This window comes from Idiomarina sp. Sol25 (assembly GCF_033052775.1).
Taxonomy (GTDB): Bacteria; Pseudomonadota; Gammaproteobacteria; order Enterobacterales; family Alteromonadaceae; genus Idiomarina.
In genome coordinates this window covers 1-14,613 of record NZ_JAUPEW010000003.1, presented here as the reverse complement: position 1 = coordinate 14,613, position 14,613 = coordinate 1, and the positions used below count along the sequence as shown (strand labels likewise).

Genomic DNA, 14,613 nt, shown 5'->3' with positions numbered 1-14,613 from the left:
TATACTGAGTTAACTTACGGGAAGGTTAATAAAAAAAGGGCGCCAAAAGGCGCCCAAAAAACGTCTTAATTCATGCCGTATTTTTTCAGCTTCTTGCGTAAAGTGCCGCGGTTAATGCCTAACATGGTTGCGGCGCGGGTTTGATTACCCCGGGTGTAAGTCATGACTTCTTCAAGTAACGGTGCTTCTACTTCAGATAGCACTAACTCGTAAAGTTCTTCAGGATCCTGACCATCAAGCTGACGCAGAAAACTGTTCAATGCTTGTTTTACGGAATCACGCAGTGGCTTTGGCTGTGCGTTATTGCCGATAGTGGTTAGGGGAGATACGTTCTCACGACTAGGGTTTTGATCAAACATAATGCGCTTATCTCTTCTCTACAGTGACAAAATAATCTTCAAGTGCCTTAAGTTGCTTGCTGGCATCCTCAAGACGATTAAATGTTTGCCTGAATTCATCATTGCTGGCTTTTTCTTTTAAATACCAACCAACGTGTTTCCGGGCGATTCTGACACCCTGGTAACTGCCGTAAAATTCGTGCAGTTTGCCAACGTGATGAATAACGGTCTCAGCCACTTCGGTTAAGGACGGCGGGCTTAGCTCCTGTCCTGTTTCAAGAAAATGAGCAATTTCCCGAAACAGCCAGGGGTTACCCTGCGCGCCGCGACCAATCATAATGGCGTCGGCCCCGGTGTGCTTTAAAACCTGTTGAGCCTGCAATGGTGTACGGATATCGCCGTTAGCCACTACCGGGATAGAAACGGCGCTCTTAATTGCCTTTATGGTGTCGTATTCGGCAATGCCTTTGTACATACAGGCACGAGTACGACCATGAATGGCAAGAGACTGAATACCGCAACGTTCTGCCAGCTGCGCTATATCAATACCGTTTCTGTGTTCAGGATCCCAACCAGTTCTGGTTTTCAGCGTTACCGGAACGTCAACAGCTGCAACCACAGCTGTTAATATCTTTTCTACTAACTCGGGGTGCTGCATAAGCGCCGAGCCAGCCATTTTCTTGTTTACCTTTTTCGCCGGGCAGCCCATATTAACGTCAATAATCTGCGCACCCATGCTCACATTCACGCGCGCAGCCTCAGCCATTAACGCCGGTTCGGAGCCCGCTATCTGCACAGCACGAATGCCTAGCTCTCCCGAATGATCCATGCGTTGCCTGGATTTATCGGTCTGCCATACTTTGGGGTTACTGGACAGCATCTCTGATACTGTAAGCCCAGCCCCCGTGCTGTAACACAGCTGACGGAACGGCTGATCAGTAACTCCAGCCATGGGAGCTAATATGACCTGATTGTCGAGTTGATATGGACCAATCCGCATCGGTTAAAAACTACTCAGCGAAAGGGTGAGGAATTTTAGGGAATTTGCGCAATAAAGAAAAGGCTATTTATTACGCAATTTGAGTCTTTTTTTCATTTTTCACTATTGACAAAGCGTACGCTTGTTAAGCAATACGAGTGCCACTGAGCATTGCCCAGTCGCCGTCTATAGTCGGGGTATCGAATTGAATGTGCGGTTGGTAAGCCTCAATAACCCCCTCTATTTGCCGTTCCAGTATACCGGATAAAATCAGTTGTCCTCCGGGGGCGACAAAAGCCAGTATGGTATCAGCGAGTTCTCGTAAAGGGCCGGCAAGGACATTGGCTAGCACCAGGTCAACCTGCGTTTCAGGTTGCTGGCTGGGCAGATAAAGGCTAAATTTATCCCCCACCTTATTACGCTTAGCGTTATCTTTCGTCGCAATCAGCGCTTGTTGGTCAATATCAATGCCAACAACGTGCTCAGCGTCAAACAATAACGCGGCAATGCCTAATATCCCTGAACCACAACCGAAATCCACCACGGTTTTTCCGGTTGGTGGGTTGGCGTCTATCCAGCGCAGACACATAGCGGTTGTTGGGTGTGTTCCGGTACCAAAAGCCATGCCGGGGTCGAGCAAAATATTAACCGCTTCAGGTTTTGGTATCTCCCGCCAGCTGGGGCAAATCCATAAGTTCTCGCCAAACTGAATCGGATGAAAATTATCCATCCATTCGCGTTCCCAGTCTTTGTCTTCCAGTGCATCGACTTTGTACTGCAAGTCGCTGCCGAAAATGTTGGACTGTTTCAGGTTAGCAATAGTGGCTTTGATGTCCGCGTCGGCATCAAATAAGCCGGTGGCCAGAGTGTGTTCCCACAATATAACGTCGCCGGGGCGAGGCTCAAAAATGGGCGTGTCGGCGCCGTCGCGGTAAGTTACCGCCTGAGCGCCGTTTGCCATGAGCATGTCACCTACTTGGGGCGCATGCTCTTCACTACAGGAAAGTGTGAGTTGTATCCAGGGCATTAATTAATGCCCGCCTATGCCGAGTTTTTTCTCAAGGTAGTGAATATTGGTGCCACCGTGCTGGAAGTTTTCATCTGCCATAATCGACTTTTGCAGAGGAATATTGGTTTTAATGTCTTCGATGATCAACTCATTTAAGGCATTACGCATACGGGCAATAGCAATATCACGGTTTTCGCCATAAGTAATCAGCTTACCTATCATTGAGTCATAGTTAGGCGGTACTTTGTAATCTGCATAAACGTGTGAGTCCCAACGTACACCAAAGCCACCAGGAGAGTGGAAACGGGTAATAGTGCCCGGCGAAGGTGTAAAAGTGTCCGGGTCTTCGGCGTTAATCCGGCATTCAATTGCATGACCACGAATGACAACGTCTTCCTGGCTGACCGAAAGCTGACGACCGGCTGCAATGCGCAGCTGCTCTTTAATCAAGTCGATACCTGTGACCATTTCCGTAACCGGATGCTCAACCTGAATACGGGTGTTCATTTCTATGAAGTAGAATTCGCCATTTTCGTACAAGAACTCAAATGTACCAGCACCGCGGTAGCCCAGCTCTACACAAGCTTTTGCACAACGTTCACCAATAAATTTGCGCATCTCAGGGGTAATACCCGGCGCAGGTGCCTCTTCAACCACTTTCTGGTGACGGCGCTGCATCGAGCAGTCACGTTCACCTAAATGAATGGCATTGCCTTGTCCATCGGCCAGAACCTGAATTTCCACATGGCGAGGGTTTTCAAGGAATTTTTCCATATAAACAACAGGGTTGCCGAAGGCTGCGCGAGCTTCGTTCTGAGTCATAGTGATAGAGCTGAGTAATTCGCTCTCCTCGCGTACAACCCGCATACCACGGCCACCACCGCCGCCTGCTGCTTTAATGATAATTGGGTAACCAATGCGCTTGGCAAGTTTCTTATTACGCTCGTCGTCGTCATCCAGAGGGCCATCTGACCCCGGCACGCAAGGAACACCGGTTTTCTTCATTGCTTTTATAGCTGACACTTTGTCGCCCATAAGACGGATAAGATCCGGTGTTGGTCCGACAAAAATGAAGCCAGACTGCTCAACTTGCTCAGCAAAATCGGCGTTTTCGGCCAGAAAGCCGTAACCCGGGTGAATAGCTGCTGCATCCGTAATTTCAGCCGCGCTGATAATACGGGGAATGTTCAGGTAGCTCTCGTTCGCTGGCGCTTTACCTATGCAAATTGCTTCGTCTGCAAGTAAAACGTGTTTAAGGTTTCTATCAACCGTTGAATGAACTGCCACTGTTTTAATGCCGAGCTCTTTACAGGCTCGCAGTATGCGCAGTGCAATTTCGCCACGGTTGGCAATGACCACTTTATCTAACATGACAAATACCTGCGGTTACTTTATTCGATGATAAACAGTGGTTGATCAAATTCAACCGGCTCTTCGTTATCTACTAAAATCTGTTTAACGACACCGGATTTGTCTGCTTCAATCTGGTTCATCATTTTCATGGCTTCAATAATGCACAGTGTTTCGCCGGCATTAACGCGCGAGCCAACAGTAACGAAAGGTTTTGCATCAGGCGATGGCGCTTCGTAGAAGGTTCCGACCATAGGCGAGCGAACAACGTGGCCGCTAATTTCTTCACTGGCTGGTTCAGCCGCCGGTTGGTTTGCCGGAGCAGATTGTGGGGCTTGTTGAGGCGCTTGCTGCGGTTGTGGCGCGTATTGCATAGGTGCAGGCTGCGCACTGTAACGATTAATCCGAACTGACTCTTCGCCCTCAGTAATTTCCAGTTCTGCTACGCCAGATTCTTCAACGAGCTCGATCAGTTTCTTAATTTTTCGGATATCCATGCTAACGTCTACCTTTAGTTATCTGTGTTGTTCAATGTAGTTAAAGCTGCTTGTAAAGCGTATTCATAACCACGGGCGCCAAGCCCGCAGATAACGCCGTCGGCCACGTCCGCTAAATACGAATGGTGGCGGAAGCTCTCACGGCGATAAATATTAGAAAGGTGTACTTCAATGAAAGGGATTTTCACAGCCAATAACGCATCGCGTAAGGCCACACTGGTGTGTGCGTAGGCTGCCGGGTTAATCACAATATAATCGACAGAGTCTTTGGCGGCTTGCTGAATCCAGTCAATTAACTGGTGTTCAGCATTGGACTGACGGAAATCTAATGCTGTTGCGTGTTGTTTAGCAATGACCCCCAGCGAATCAGCGATATCATCTAGGCTTTGCTTACCATAAAGCTCTGGTTCACGCTGCCCCAGTAAATTGAGATTCGGGCCATTGAGCACTAATATTTTAAAACGTTCTGCCATTGTGCCGCCATTTGCTGTGAAGTTACGAAAACTATTAAAAGTGACCACAACTTTCAGTTTGGGTTCCTATAACAACAGTATTATAGGGAAAAAAAGCAAGATTGCAGCACTTTACTGGTCTTATCAGCGCATTTAGGCACAAGTTTACTCGGAAACTATCTTTTCCAGATGCTTTTTGAAATCTTCAGCGTTCATATAACCAGTAACCCGGTATTCAGGGCGTTCGTTGCCTTCCGGGTCAAAGAACAGAATAGTGGGCAGGCCCAGCACCTTGTAGCGACTCAGAACTTCTACGTCTTGCGCATTATTGCGGGTAACATCGGCCTGAATGAGTTTAAACTCCTGAAACTGCGCCTGAACCTGTTCATTTGAAAAGGTGTACTGATCGAATTCTTTGCAGGCCACGCACCAGTCAGCATAAAGGTCTAGCATTACCCAGCGGTCACTCTCTGCTATTTGTTGCTGTACGTCGCTTACATTACTAACAACAGTAAAAAGGCCGTGACTTTTTTGTTCCAATTGCGCTTTATTCACCTGCCAGTAACTTCCTGTGGTAGCCGCCGCTGCCAGAAGTACAATAGTGATAACTTTTGTGGTGATGCGAAGCGGCTGGCTTATCGAAACAGCCAGAGATACGGCGGCAAGAATAAAGTAAAAAATCCATAGCCACATGCTGATACTGGTCGGAATAAGGCGCTCAATTAAGAATAAGGTAACCGCCAATAACAGCCAACCGAAGAACTGCTTAACCACGTTCATCCACGCGCCGGCTTTGGGCAGAAGCTTGCCGCCACTTAAGCCGAATAAAATAAGCGGCACGCCCATCCCCAGGCTTAATGCGTAAAGAATAGCGGCGCCGCTTACCATATCGCCCGATTGCGCAATAAAGAGTAACGCTCCTGATAAGGGGGCTGTGGTACACGGCGATGCGACCAGGCCGGAAATAGCGCCGATAGTAAAGACGCCAACGACATTGCCACCGCTTTGTTGGCCGCTAAAGCTTTGCAGTTTCGACTGCCAGCTAATAGGAAGTTGTAGCGTATAAGCCCCGAACATACTTAAAGCAAAAAGGGCGAACAATACAGCCAGAACAATTAACACCACCGGATGCTGAAAATAAGCCTGATACTGCATACCCGCCGACGCCACAACCAGACCTAATAAAGAATAGGTAATGGCCATACCCTGAACGTATATAAAGGAAAGCCAAAGTGTGTTTTTCCAGTTACGTTCACGGTTGCCCAGCACAACGCCGGATAAAATGGGGTACATAGGAAACACGCAGGGGGTAAAAGCTAAACCAATACCCAAAGCAAAAAAGAGTAACAATGTAATGATTAAATGTTGTTCACCTATACCGAACAGGCTGCTGTCGGTGTTTGGCGGTGCGGTGGTGGAGCCTGAGCCAGTCTCACTAATACTGGAGAGTTTGATCTGCTTTTCAGTGGGCGGGTAACATAAACCCGCATCTGCACAGCCCTGATACTGAACGGTAATGGTGTTGCCGGAAAAGTCCGGATTAAGTGTAAAAGACCACTCAACGTAGTCGCGATACACAATCGATTCACCAAAAAACTCATCGCTGTGAGACTCGCCTTGCGGGAGTTCAGGTTCTGCTGCTAACGCATTTTCGGGAACCACCTTAAAACGGTGTTGATACAAATAGTACTCGGGAGCGACAACCCAACTGACAGTCACTCTGTTGCCGTTAACTTCGCTGTCGAAATCGAAAGCCTGATCTACCGACAAAAACTGATTGTTCTGCTGAAATGGATTCGACTGCACACTATGTGCTGGCGCAACGACGGCAAAAACCAGGGTTAAGGCTGCGAGACATGTGATGAATCTTTGTATCATTTAACTGAGTCCTGTATCCACGTCAGATAATCGGGTAAGCCATCTTCAATATTGATGCTTATTAATTCTGGGGAATCGTAAGGGTGAATCGCACTGATGGTACTTTTTATGTCACTGAAACGTTCCGCAGTCGATTTTATCAGCAAAAGCCATTCCTGGTCTTCATACAATTCGTCCTGCCACGAATACATGGAGGTTATATTCGGCACTATATTGACGCAGGCCACGAGTTTTTTTTCGAGCAAAGAACGAGCCAGTTGTTTAGCCGAGTCCTGACTGTCTGTGGTACATAAAATTAATTGTGGTTGCTGTGTCATAAAACCTCCCTATAGCGCCTGTCAGTTTTGCAAATTAGCATAAAAATTTTTGTGCTTCCCCCTTGATAACAAAAATTCCTCCCCCATTTAATGAGCACGATGATTTTTACACGCCCCTTAGGGGTATTAACCACTAACAACAATAGGTTGAGGAGTTATCAACAATGAAACTTCGTCCTTTACACGATCGAGTCATTATTAAACGCACCGAAGTCGAAGCAAAATCGGCTGGCGGAATTGTTCTGACTGGTTCTGCGGCAGAAAAATCTACTCGCGGCGAAATCGTAGCAGTAGGCAAAGGCCGCATTCTGGATAACGGTGAGGTACGTGCACTAGATGTAAAAGCTGGTGACAAAGTGCTGTTCAATGAAGGTTACGGTGTTAAAACCGAGAAAATTGACGGTGAAGAGTACTTAATCATGAGCGAAAGCGACATTCTGGCTGTTGAAGAATAAGACGTCAGAAACGCTTACTAGCACAACCGACTAAACGAATTTAAGAGGAAAGCAAAAATGGCAGCTAAAGAAGTCAAGTTTGGTAACACAGCGCGTCAACAAATGCTGAAAGGCGTTAATATTCTTGCTGATTCAGTAAAAGTGACTCTGGGTCCAAAAGGTCGCAACGTTGTATTAGACAAATCATTCGGTTCGCCAGTTATTACTAAAGACGGTGTTTCTGTTGCGAAAGAAATCGAGCTGGAAGACAAGTTCGAGAACATGGGCGCGCAGATGGTTAAAGAAGTCGCGTCTAAAGCAAATGACGAAGCAGGTGACGGTACAACAACTGCAACCGTTCTGGCTCAAGCTATTGTTAACGAAGGCTTGAAGTCAGTCGCCGCAGGCATGAACCCAATGGATCTTAAACGCGGTATCGACAAAGCGGTTATCGCTGCAGTTGAAGAGCTGAAGAAAATTTCTCAGCCTTGTGCCGACAGCAAAGCAATCGCTCAGGTAGCGACTATTTCTGCAAACGCTGATCACACTATTGGTGAAATCATTGCTCAGGCTATGGACAAAGTCGGTCAGGAAGGTGTTATCACCGTTGAAGAAGGTCAGGCACTGACTGACGAGCTGGACGTTGTTGAAGGTATGCAGTTCGACCGTGGTTACTTGTCTCCTTACTTCATTAACAATCAGGAAAGCGGTTCGGTTGAATTAGACAACCCGTTCATTCTTCTGATTGATAAGAAAATCTCTAATATCCGCGAGTTACTGCCGGTATTAGAAGGTGTGTCTAAAGCCGGTAAACCTCTGCTGATCATTGCTGAAGACGTTGAAGGCGAAGCGCTGGCAACTCTGGTTGTGAACAACATGCGTGGCATCGTTAAAGTTGCAGCGGTTAAAGCACCAGGCTTTGGTGACCGTCGTAAAGCGATGCTGCAGGACATTGCTGTTCTGACTGGCGGTACTGTGGTTTCTGAAGAAATTGGTATGGAGCTGGAAAAAACTCAGCTGGAAGACTTAGGTACAGCGAAGCGCGTTGTGATTACTAAAGACAATACTACTGTTGTTGGCGGTAATGGCGACGATACCGCTATCGACGGTCGCGTTAACCAAATCAAGCAGCAGATGGAAGACACGACGTCTGACTACGACCGTGAAAAACTGCAAGAGCGTCTGGCTAAGTTAGCTGGCGGTGTTGCGGTAATTAAAGTCGGCGCTGCTACTGAAATGGAAATGAAAGAGAAAAAAGCACGCGTGGAAGATGCGTTGCATGCAACTCGTGCAGCTGTTGAAGAAGGCGTGGTGCCTGGTGGTGGTGTTGCTCTGGTTCGCGCGGCAAGCCAACTGGCAGAACTGCGTGGTGATAACGAAGAGCAGAACGTTGGTATTCGTTTAGCCCTGCGTGCGATGGAAGCACCGTTGCGTCAAATCGCAATGAACGCTGGCGCTGAAGGGTCAGTGGTTGCTAACAATGTTCGTGGTGGCGAAGGTAACTATGGTTACAACGCTGGTAACGACACCTACGGCGATATGCTGGAAATGGGTATTCTGGATCCAACCAAAGTCACCCGTTCGGCGCTTCAGTTCGCCGCATCTGTTGGCGCACTGATGATCACGACCGAAGCAATGATTGCTGATATTCCACAAGATGACAACGCAGGCGGTATGCCAGGCGGCGACATGGGTGGAATGGGCGGTATGGGCGGCATGATGTAAGCCTCCTAACGCACTTTTGAAGAAGGGAGCCTTGATGGCTCCCTTTTTTTATGGAATTTTTTTCATTATTTGTGTTCTAACATCAAGATGACATCCTTGGCGATTGTATGGGAGGAAGATAGCATGCGTGTTCAAGGTATAGTAGGAACGGCTTTATTAGCCTTTAGCTTTACAGCATTAGCTGGTACGGCTGAGGTTTCTTGGAAAGATGTTGATAGTTACACAGATATTCATCCAGCTAGCGGTTCAAGAGAGGATTATGAACAAAAGATCATGGATAAACTGACCGAGCATTTTCAGGAGTTGGCGGCAAAGCTTCCGGAAGATCAGAAGTTGGAAATTACCGTGACGGATGTTGATTTAACCGGTCGACTGGAGCCGACATTTGGGCGTTCGAGCTCAAATTACGTGCGCATTGTTCGGGAAATTGATTTCCCGCGAATGGAGTTTGATTATCGCTTAGCTGATAAGTCGGGTGAGGCTATAAAAGAAGGCCAGGCTCACGTAAAAAACATGAGATTCAATTACGACAGCCTGGCATCACGGGTGCGTCGAAACGACTTATATTTTGAAGAAGAAATGTTAACTCACTGGTTTGAAGAAACGCTTATTAGCCAGCCTGACGAATAGCTTTAAGACGAGCAAGAGTTTCGGTCATTAACTGTAATTGTTGTACCAGTAACTGCAGCTGCTGCTCGTTTTCTTTGTCCTGCTGCCATTTTTCAAAGTTGGCAGCAATTTCATTAAGGTAGGGCTGAAAACGGTTACCCGTGCTTTCAAAGACAGTTTGCTCAGCGAAAACGCCCTGGAACTTGGCTTTGCCTTGTTGACGCAGGTCATCAAGGTACTGGTCTGCATCAATAACTTGACGATACAGTTGCTGAAGATGATCCTGCAGTTTGCTTTCTACACTTTCCAGGTTATCGCTCATAGTTTTTCCTCTGTTAATGTATTAGTGCCGTCCGGCATGATAGCGGTTTTACTGAGCTCGCCAGCTTCCTCTCTAACAAGACGAGGAACCAGAAACCCAGGTAATTCATGAGTCATTTTTTGCCACAAGGCTTGCGCTTTCTCGTCGCTAACCGCGAAATGGCTCGCGCCCTCAACTTTGTCCAGCTGATGCAAATAGTAAGGCATAACCCGGGCACTAAATAACGTTTCACTAAGCTCGGTAAGCGCGGCTAAATTATCATTTACTCCGCTAAGTAAAACGCTCTGGTTCAGTAAATGGATACCCGCCTGGTGCCAGTCATCGAGTGCTTCGGCTAACTCAGGAGAAATCTCATTTGCATGATTCGCGTGAAGCACCAGAACACTTTGCAAGCGGCTGTTGCTGAGCACTTCTTTAAGCTTATGCGTCAGGCGGGAGGGTATCACGACTGGCAGCCGGCTATGAATACGTAAACGGGTGAGTTGAGGCAATAATTCAAATTCGTTAATTAAACTCTTAAGCCGCTCGTCCTTCGCCATCAGAGGGTCGCCGCCGCTCAGAATCACCTCATTAATTTCCGGGTGTTGCCGGATGTACTCCAGTGTCTCCGTTAGCTGGCGTTTACTGAAGGTTAATTCATCGTAAGGAAAGTGACGCCGGAAGCAATAACGACAATTAACCGCACAGCCGCCTTGCAGTATCAACAATACTCGGCTTTTATACTTGTGCAGAAGTCCATTTACGGGGCCTTTCTGCTCTTGCAGGGGGTCGGTGCTGTAACCGGGAGCCGAATCAAATTCGTTGTGTAAAGGAAGAACCTGACGTAATAATGGGTCGTTACTGTCCTGTACTTTCATTTGTGCAACAAAAGGCCTTGGTACTCGCATAGCAAAAAGCTTACGAGCTTTGATATCGTCACTAAATAATGCGGGATCGAGTTTGAGTGCACGTAGCAGTTCCTCTGGCTGGGTATAGGCTTGTTTCAGCTCGAACTGCCAGTCAGGACGATCATTTATAGAGATAGGATACGCTGGCTCAGACACTACGCCTCCGCGACTGCTGCAAATACTCCATATTTTACCTGAAAAAAGTCGCTATTTGTTTTATTATTGCGCGCAAATGATCAGGCATTTACAAAGGAAAGTCTTGTTATGGCGAATTATAGTACGAGTGAATTTAAAGGTGGTTTGAAAATCATGCAGGACGGCGAGCCATGCTCGATCGTTGAAAATGAAATGGTTAAACCCGGTAAAGGTCAGGCTTTTAACCGAGTTAAAATTCGCAAATTAATCAGCGGGAAAGTTGTCGAAAAAACTTTCAAGTCGGGCGAATCCGTTGAAGGCGCTGATGTTATTGAGTTGGAACTGTCTTATCTTTATAACGATGGTGAGTTCTGGCACTTCATGAATAATGAAACCTTTGAGCAAGTTCCGGCAGACGCTAAAGCTGTTGCCGATGCTGAGAAATGGTTAGTCGAGCAGGATGTTTGTACTCTGACCCTATGGGAAGGGAAGCCGATTAATGTGCAGCCGCCAAACTTTGTTGAATTGGAAATTACTGAAACTGACCCCGGGCTTAAAGGTGATACCGCCGGTACTGGTGGAAAACCTGCCACGCTGAGTACAGGCGCGGTTGTTCGTGTTCCGTTATTCGTACAAATTGGTGAAGTGATCAAAGTTGATACTCGCTCGGGCGAATACGTTTCCCGCGTTCAAAAGTAAATAGATATGACGACCGACTGGCGGCCAGCAGCAGATTGGTCAGTGCTTGTTAAACGCGCTGATTGCATGCGGCAAGTCCGCCAGTTTTTTTATGAAAGAAAGGTCACCGAAGTCGATACGCATTTGTTGTCTCAGTTTGGAGTAACAGATTGCCACCTGAATAATCTCACCACGGAATTCAAGTACCCGCTGACTTCAGGAAATAGAACACTCTATTTGCAGACTTCTCCCGAATACGCAATGAAGCGAATTCTTGCAGCTTATGGAAAAGATATTTATCAATTGAGCCATGTGGTTCGCGACGACGAAATAGGACGTTTTCATAACCCTGAATTTACTTTACTTGAGTGGTATCGGGTGGGATACAACGACATTCAATTAATTGCAGAAGTTTCAGAACTGTTGACTGAAATGTGTGACGCTCCAGAAACGAAAGTCATCACTTACCAGCAGTGTTTTGTTGATTATCTGGGCGAAGACCCTTTGACGGCCTCCGGTGTTGAAAGCATCAGGCAGCAGCTTATTGAACAACCCGCTTTAATGGACTGGATGTCCAAAGAAGCCGACGAAAATACCATTCTTCAAGTCGCTTTTTCGGAATTAATAGAAGGGCAGTTTCCTGCGGAGATACCGGTTTGCATCACCGAGTTTCCAAAATCGCAAGCTGCTCTGGCCAAAATTGACCCGCATAATCCGCGTGTCTCCAGACGGTTCGAATTTTATTATCAGGGAGTGGAATTGGCCAATGGTTATAATGAACTGGCGGATCCAGCAGAGCAACGCCTGCGTTTTGACCAGGATAACCAACGACGCAAACAGCTTAATTTGCCCACACAACCCGAAGATACTCGCTTATTGGCGGCGTTAGAGTCAGGATTTCCCGCGTGTTCCGGCGTAGCACTAGGCTTCGATCGGCTGCTAATGATTGCCTGTGGGGCGAAATCAATAACCGAAGTGCTGCCTTTTTCTATCCAAACTGCTTAATTAGAATTACCAGAAAAAACAATTTTTTTCTGATCTCCCTTGGTTATTTTTTTCGTATGTTATAATATTACATCTTAGGTTCGCGCAGAAGGTAGTTTCTAGTATGTCAGCAGCATCTAAAAATTTAGATAAAGCAGGAATTTGGGTCACCACTCTGTGTGCGATTCATTGCTTATTGCTGCCTGTGATTCTGCCGTTGTTAGCTATGGCCGGCCTCGCTTTTATCGGCGAAGATTTTCTGGAAAATGCTATTTTAGGCCTGAGTGTCGTTATCGGACTTCTATCTCTTGTTAGCGGTGCCCGGAAGCACGGTAAATGGCATCTGTTGTCATTATTGCTGTTAGGTGCATTTATTTACTCCCAACGCGATATTCTAGGTCACTGGGGTGAACCTGTTATTATTTTATTTGGTGCTGGTCTTATTATTTATGCCCATGTCTCGAATCTTCGTCTAAACCGTAAGCTTAATTTTGCTCCAGTTGCTGAAGAGCCCGTTCAAGGTTAACTCTTCCTTTCCATAACAACGCCTGTTTCAATGTGGTCTGTATAGGGAAACTGATCAAACATTGCAGCTGCAGTCACTTTATGACTACTGGATAAATCATGAATGTTCTCTGTCAAAGTGTCTGGGTTACAGGAAATATAAATTATCCTTTGGTACTGAGACACCAGCTTCAGTGTGTCTTCATCTAAGCCTGCTCTGGGTGGATCAACTAATACGGTTTTACAATCAAAACTGTGAATGTCGGCATCAGCCGCTCGTTTAGATTCCAGTTCACCACTTAATGCTGCGCTAAACTCTTCGGCAGACATACGAACAACGGTGACATTTTCAATGTTGTTCAATTCTGCGTTTTCGCGAGCTGCCGCTACAGAACTTTTGCTAATTTCTGTAGCTAAAACGCGGTTAAAGTTTTCAGCCAGCGGTAAGGTAAAATTGCCGTTACCGCAATAGAGCTCAAGTAAGTCATGTGACTTTTTGCCAGCGTGACGTTTAGCCCAACTGATCATTTGCTGATTAATAATGGCATTTGGCTGAGTAAAACTGTTCTCGGTTTGTAGAGACAGATAGCTTTTCCCATCAACCTTAACTTCTTCCATGACGCTTTCTTTATATAACACGCGTTTTTGCTTACGAGCTCTTCCTATAACTTCAACCTTAGCTATAGCGCTCAGCGCCTCGCGAAGTTGAATAGCTTCCTGTTCCCATTGGTCATCTAAAGGACGATGGTAGAGTAAAGAGATAATGGCTTCGCCGGTGGTGGTCGTCAGGAAATCCACTTGAAACAGTTTTCTACGTAAAACCTCATTCGGCTTTAATAAACTAATAAGCTCTTTCATTAGTTCATTAATAAGCAGGCTCCCTGGTATGAATTCATCCATGCGGATTTTTTCACGCGTTTCAGGGTTAAACATAATGTAGTACAAGTCGTCACCTTCGTGCCAAACCCGAAACTCAGCACGCATCCGGTAATGACTGGCAGGCGATTCAAACACTTCCACATCATTAATGTGAAATGGACGAAACATCTCTCTAACCCGATCTGCCTTCTGTGCGAGTTGTTGTGGGTATTCAGATGTATCGATTCGTTTGTAAGTCATTATAAGGTTACGCCATATTTGCCAGTAATTAGTCAGGCTTCTATTTTACGCATCAATGCCTTTATCTGCCAACGCCCTTTATTCATGTTGGATCTGATCACATTTGCTGAAACTTTACGCAGTCAGTAAAAAAACAGTTAGAAAGGTGATAAAAGCGCTTGACGGGACGAGTTAAATCTCTAAAATGCGCTCCACGTTCAAGGCAGGCAACGAAGCCGCCGAAAACCTAAGTTTTCTAAAAAATCTTTTTTCAAAAAAGTATTGACGGAAAACACACGGTGTGTAGAATACGCACCTCTCGCAGCCAAGGTTGCTGAGAAACGCTCTTTAACAATTATATCAAGCCAAGCAAACTGTGTGGGCACTTGCAGAAGTTAAGCAAACAGAAATATTTGT

Annotated in this window: 17 protein-coding genes; 6 read left to right on the top strand and 11 right to left on the bottom strand. The window is 46.3% G+C overall.

Annotated features, from left to right (window positions below):
* Window positions 1-65: 65 nt before the first annotated feature.
* The 8 genes from fis to cutA all read right to left on the bottom strand — a co-directional run bounded on the left by fis (window position 66) and on the right by cutA (window position 6,820).
* Window positions 66-359, bottom strand: coding sequence for a DNA-binding transcriptional regulator Fis (gene fis, locus Q5L94_RS06015; RefSeq protein WP_011235515.1), 294 nt, complete (start codon window positions 357-359; stop codon window positions 66-68).
* Between the two features lie 7 nt (window positions 360-366).
* Window positions 367-1,338, bottom strand: coding sequence for a tRNA dihydrouridine synthase DusB (gene dusB, locus Q5L94_RS06010; RefSeq protein ID WP_317497550.1), 972 nt, complete (start codon window positions 1,336-1,338; stop codon window positions 367-369).
* Window positions 1,339-1,462: 124 nt separating this feature from the next.
* On the bottom strand, window positions 1,463-2,344 hold the full coding sequence (prmA, locus tag Q5L94_RS06005) for a 50S ribosomal protein L11 methyltransferase (RefSeq protein ID WP_317497549.1): 882 nt from the start codon (window positions 2,342-2,344) through the stop codon (window positions 1,463-1,465).
* Window positions 2,345-2,347: 3 nt separating this feature from the next.
* A complete protein-coding gene (accC, locus tag Q5L94_RS06000; RefSeq protein WP_317497548.1) occupies window positions 2,348-3,697 on the bottom strand; it encodes an acetyl-CoA carboxylase biotin carboxylase subunit in 1,350 nt (449 codons plus the stop codon).
* 20 nt (window positions 3,698-3,717) lie between these two features.
* On the bottom strand, window positions 3,718-4,173 hold the full coding sequence (gene accB, locus Q5L94_RS05995; protein ID WP_317497547.1) for an acetyl-CoA carboxylase biotin carboxyl carrier protein: 456 nt from the start codon (window positions 4,171-4,173) through the stop codon (window positions 3,718-3,720).
* 14 nt (window positions 4,174-4,187) lie between these two features.
* Window positions 4,188-4,646 carry a type II 3-dehydroquinate dehydratase gene (gene aroQ / locus Q5L94_RS05990; RefSeq protein WP_317497546.1) on the bottom strand — a complete coding sequence of 153 codons (459 nt, stop codon included), beginning with the start codon at window positions 4,644-4,646 and terminating at the stop codon, window positions 4,188-4,190.
* A 144-nt stretch (window positions 4,647-4,790) separates the two neighbouring features.
* A complete protein-coding gene (locus Q5L94_RS05985) occupies window positions 4,791-6,503 on the bottom strand; it encodes a protein-disulfide reductase DsbD (RefSeq protein ID WP_317497545.1) in 1,713 nt (570 codons plus the stop codon).
* A complete protein-coding gene (gene cutA, locus Q5L94_RS05980; protein ID WP_317497544.1) occupies window positions 6,500-6,820 on the bottom strand; it encodes a divalent-cation tolerance protein CutA in 321 nt (106 codons plus the stop codon). Before cutA ends, Q5L94_RS05985 begins: the two co-directional genes overlap by 4 nt.
* 164 nt (window positions 6,821-6,984) lie before the next feature.
* Here cutA and Q5L94_RS05975 point away from each other — a divergent pair, with 164 nt between their 5' ends.
* From Q5L94_RS05975 to Q5L94_RS05965, 3 genes are all read left to right on the top strand, one after another.
* A complete protein-coding gene (locus Q5L94_RS05975) occupies window positions 6,985-7,275 on the top strand; it encodes a co-chaperone GroES (RefSeq protein WP_011235507.1) in 291 nt (96 codons plus the stop codon).
* 57 nt (window positions 7,276-7,332) lie between these two features.
* Entirely contained in the window at window positions 7,333-8,979 is a 1,647-nt protein-coding gene (groL, locus tag Q5L94_RS05970) for a chaperonin GroEL (protein ID WP_317497543.1), read from the top strand.
* Window positions 8,980-9,102: 123 nt separating this feature from the next.
* Entirely contained in the window at window positions 9,103-9,609 is a 507-nt protein-coding gene (locus Q5L94_RS05965) for a DUF3016 domain-containing protein (protein WP_317497542.1), read from the top strand.
* On the opposite strand, the gene priC is transcribed toward Q5L94_RS05965, so the two are convergent.
* Window positions 9,590-9,910 (bottom strand): primosomal replication protein PriC, encoded by a 321-nt coding sequence (gene priC / locus Q5L94_RS05960; protein WP_011235504.1) that lies wholly within the window; start codon window positions 9,908-9,910, stop codon window positions 9,590-9,592. The genes Q5L94_RS05965 and priC overlap by 20 nt on opposite strands.
* Window positions 9,907-10,953, bottom strand: a complete 1,047-nt coding sequence (gene epmB, locus Q5L94_RS05955; protein ID WP_317497539.1) for an EF-P beta-lysylation protein EpmB — start codon at window positions 10,951-10,953, stop codon at window positions 9,907-9,909. The genes priC and epmB overlap by 4 nt, the downstream gene beginning before the upstream one ends.
* 108 nt (window positions 10,954-11,061) lie before the next feature.
* Here epmB and efp point away from each other — a divergent pair, with 108 nt between their 5' ends.
* From efp to Q5L94_RS05940, 3 genes are all read left to right on the top strand, one after another.
* Window positions 11,062-11,631 carry an elongation factor P gene (gene efp / locus Q5L94_RS05950; protein WP_253618093.1) on the top strand — a complete coding sequence of 190 codons (570 nt, stop codon included), beginning with the start codon at window positions 11,062-11,064 and terminating at the stop codon, window positions 11,629-11,631.
* A gap of 6 nt (window positions 11,632-11,637) precedes the next feature.
* Entirely contained in the window at window positions 11,638-12,615 is a 978-nt protein-coding gene (gene epmA / locus Q5L94_RS05945; protein ID WP_317497537.1) for an EF-P lysine aminoacylase EpmA, read from the top strand.
* Between the two features lie 103 nt (window positions 12,616-12,718).
* On the top strand, window positions 12,719-13,120 hold the full coding sequence (locus Q5L94_RS05940; protein ID WP_317497536.1) for a MerC domain-containing protein: 402 nt from the start codon (window positions 12,719-12,721) through the stop codon (window positions 13,118-13,120).
* On the opposite strand, the gene trmA is transcribed toward Q5L94_RS05940, so the two are convergent.
* On the bottom strand, window positions 13,117-14,217 hold the full coding sequence (gene trmA / locus Q5L94_RS05935) for a tRNA (uridine(54)-C5)-methyltransferase TrmA (protein ID WP_317497535.1): 1,101 nt from the start codon (window positions 14,215-14,217) through the stop codon (window positions 13,117-13,119). The two genes, Q5L94_RS05940 and trmA, sit on opposite strands and share 4 nt — an antisense overlap.
* Window positions 14,218-14,613 lie beyond the last annotated feature (396 nt).

Coding starts and splice junctions, on each gene's coding strand:
- trmA (WP_317497535.1), bottom strand. CDS start 14,217: ATGACTTACAAACGAATCGATACATCTGAATACCCACAACAACTCGCA.
- Q5L94_RS05965 (WP_317497542.1), top strand. CDS start 9,103: ATGCGTGTTCAAGGTATAGTAGGAACGGCTTTATTAGCCTTTAGCTTT.
- fis (WP_011235515.1), bottom strand. CDS start 359: ATGTTTGATCAAAACCCTAGTCGTGAGAACGTATCTCCCCTAACCACT.
- aroQ (WP_317497546.1), bottom strand. CDS start 4,646: ATGGCAGAACGTTTTAAAATATTAGTGCTCAATGGCCCGAATCTCAAT.
- priC (WP_011235504.1), bottom strand. CDS start 9,910: ATGAGCGATAACCTGGAAAGTGTAGAAAGCAAACTGCAGGATCATCTT.
- epmA (WP_317497537.1), top strand. CDS start 11,638: ATGACGACCGACTGGCGGCCAGCAGCAGATTGGTCAGTGCTTGTTAAA.
- accC (WP_317497548.1), bottom strand. CDS start 3,697: ATGTTAGATAAAGTGGTCATTGCCAACCGTGGCGAAATTGCACTGCGC.
- cutA (WP_317497544.1), bottom strand. CDS start 6,820: ATGACACAGCAACCACAATTAATTTTATGTACCACAGACAGTCAGGAC.
- dusB (WP_317497550.1), bottom strand. CDS start 1,338: ATGCGGATTGGTCCATATCAACTCGACAATCAGGTCATATTAGCTCCC.
- Q5L94_RS05975 (WP_011235507.1), top strand. CDS start 6,985: ATGAAACTTCGTCCTTTACACGATCGAGTCATTATTAAACGCACCGAA.
- Q5L94_RS05940 (WP_317497536.1), top strand. CDS start 12,719: ATGTCAGCAGCATCTAAAAATTTAGATAAAGCAGGAATTTGGGTCACC.
- Q5L94_RS05985 (WP_317497545.1), bottom strand. CDS start 6,503: ATGATACAAAGATTCATCACATGTCTCGCAGCCTTAACCCTGGTTTTT.
- accB (WP_317497547.1), bottom strand. CDS start 4,173: ATGGATATCCGAAAAATTAAGAAACTGATCGAGCTCGTTGAAGAATCT.
- groL (WP_317497543.1), top strand. CDS start 7,333: ATGGCAGCTAAAGAAGTCAAGTTTGGTAACACAGCGCGTCAACAAATG.
- prmA (WP_317497549.1), bottom strand. CDS start 2,344: ATGCCCTGGATACAACTCACACTTTCCTGTAGTGAAGAGCATGCGCCC.
- efp (WP_253618093.1), top strand. CDS start 11,062: ATGGCGAATTATAGTACGAGTGAATTTAAAGGTGGTTTGAAAATCATG.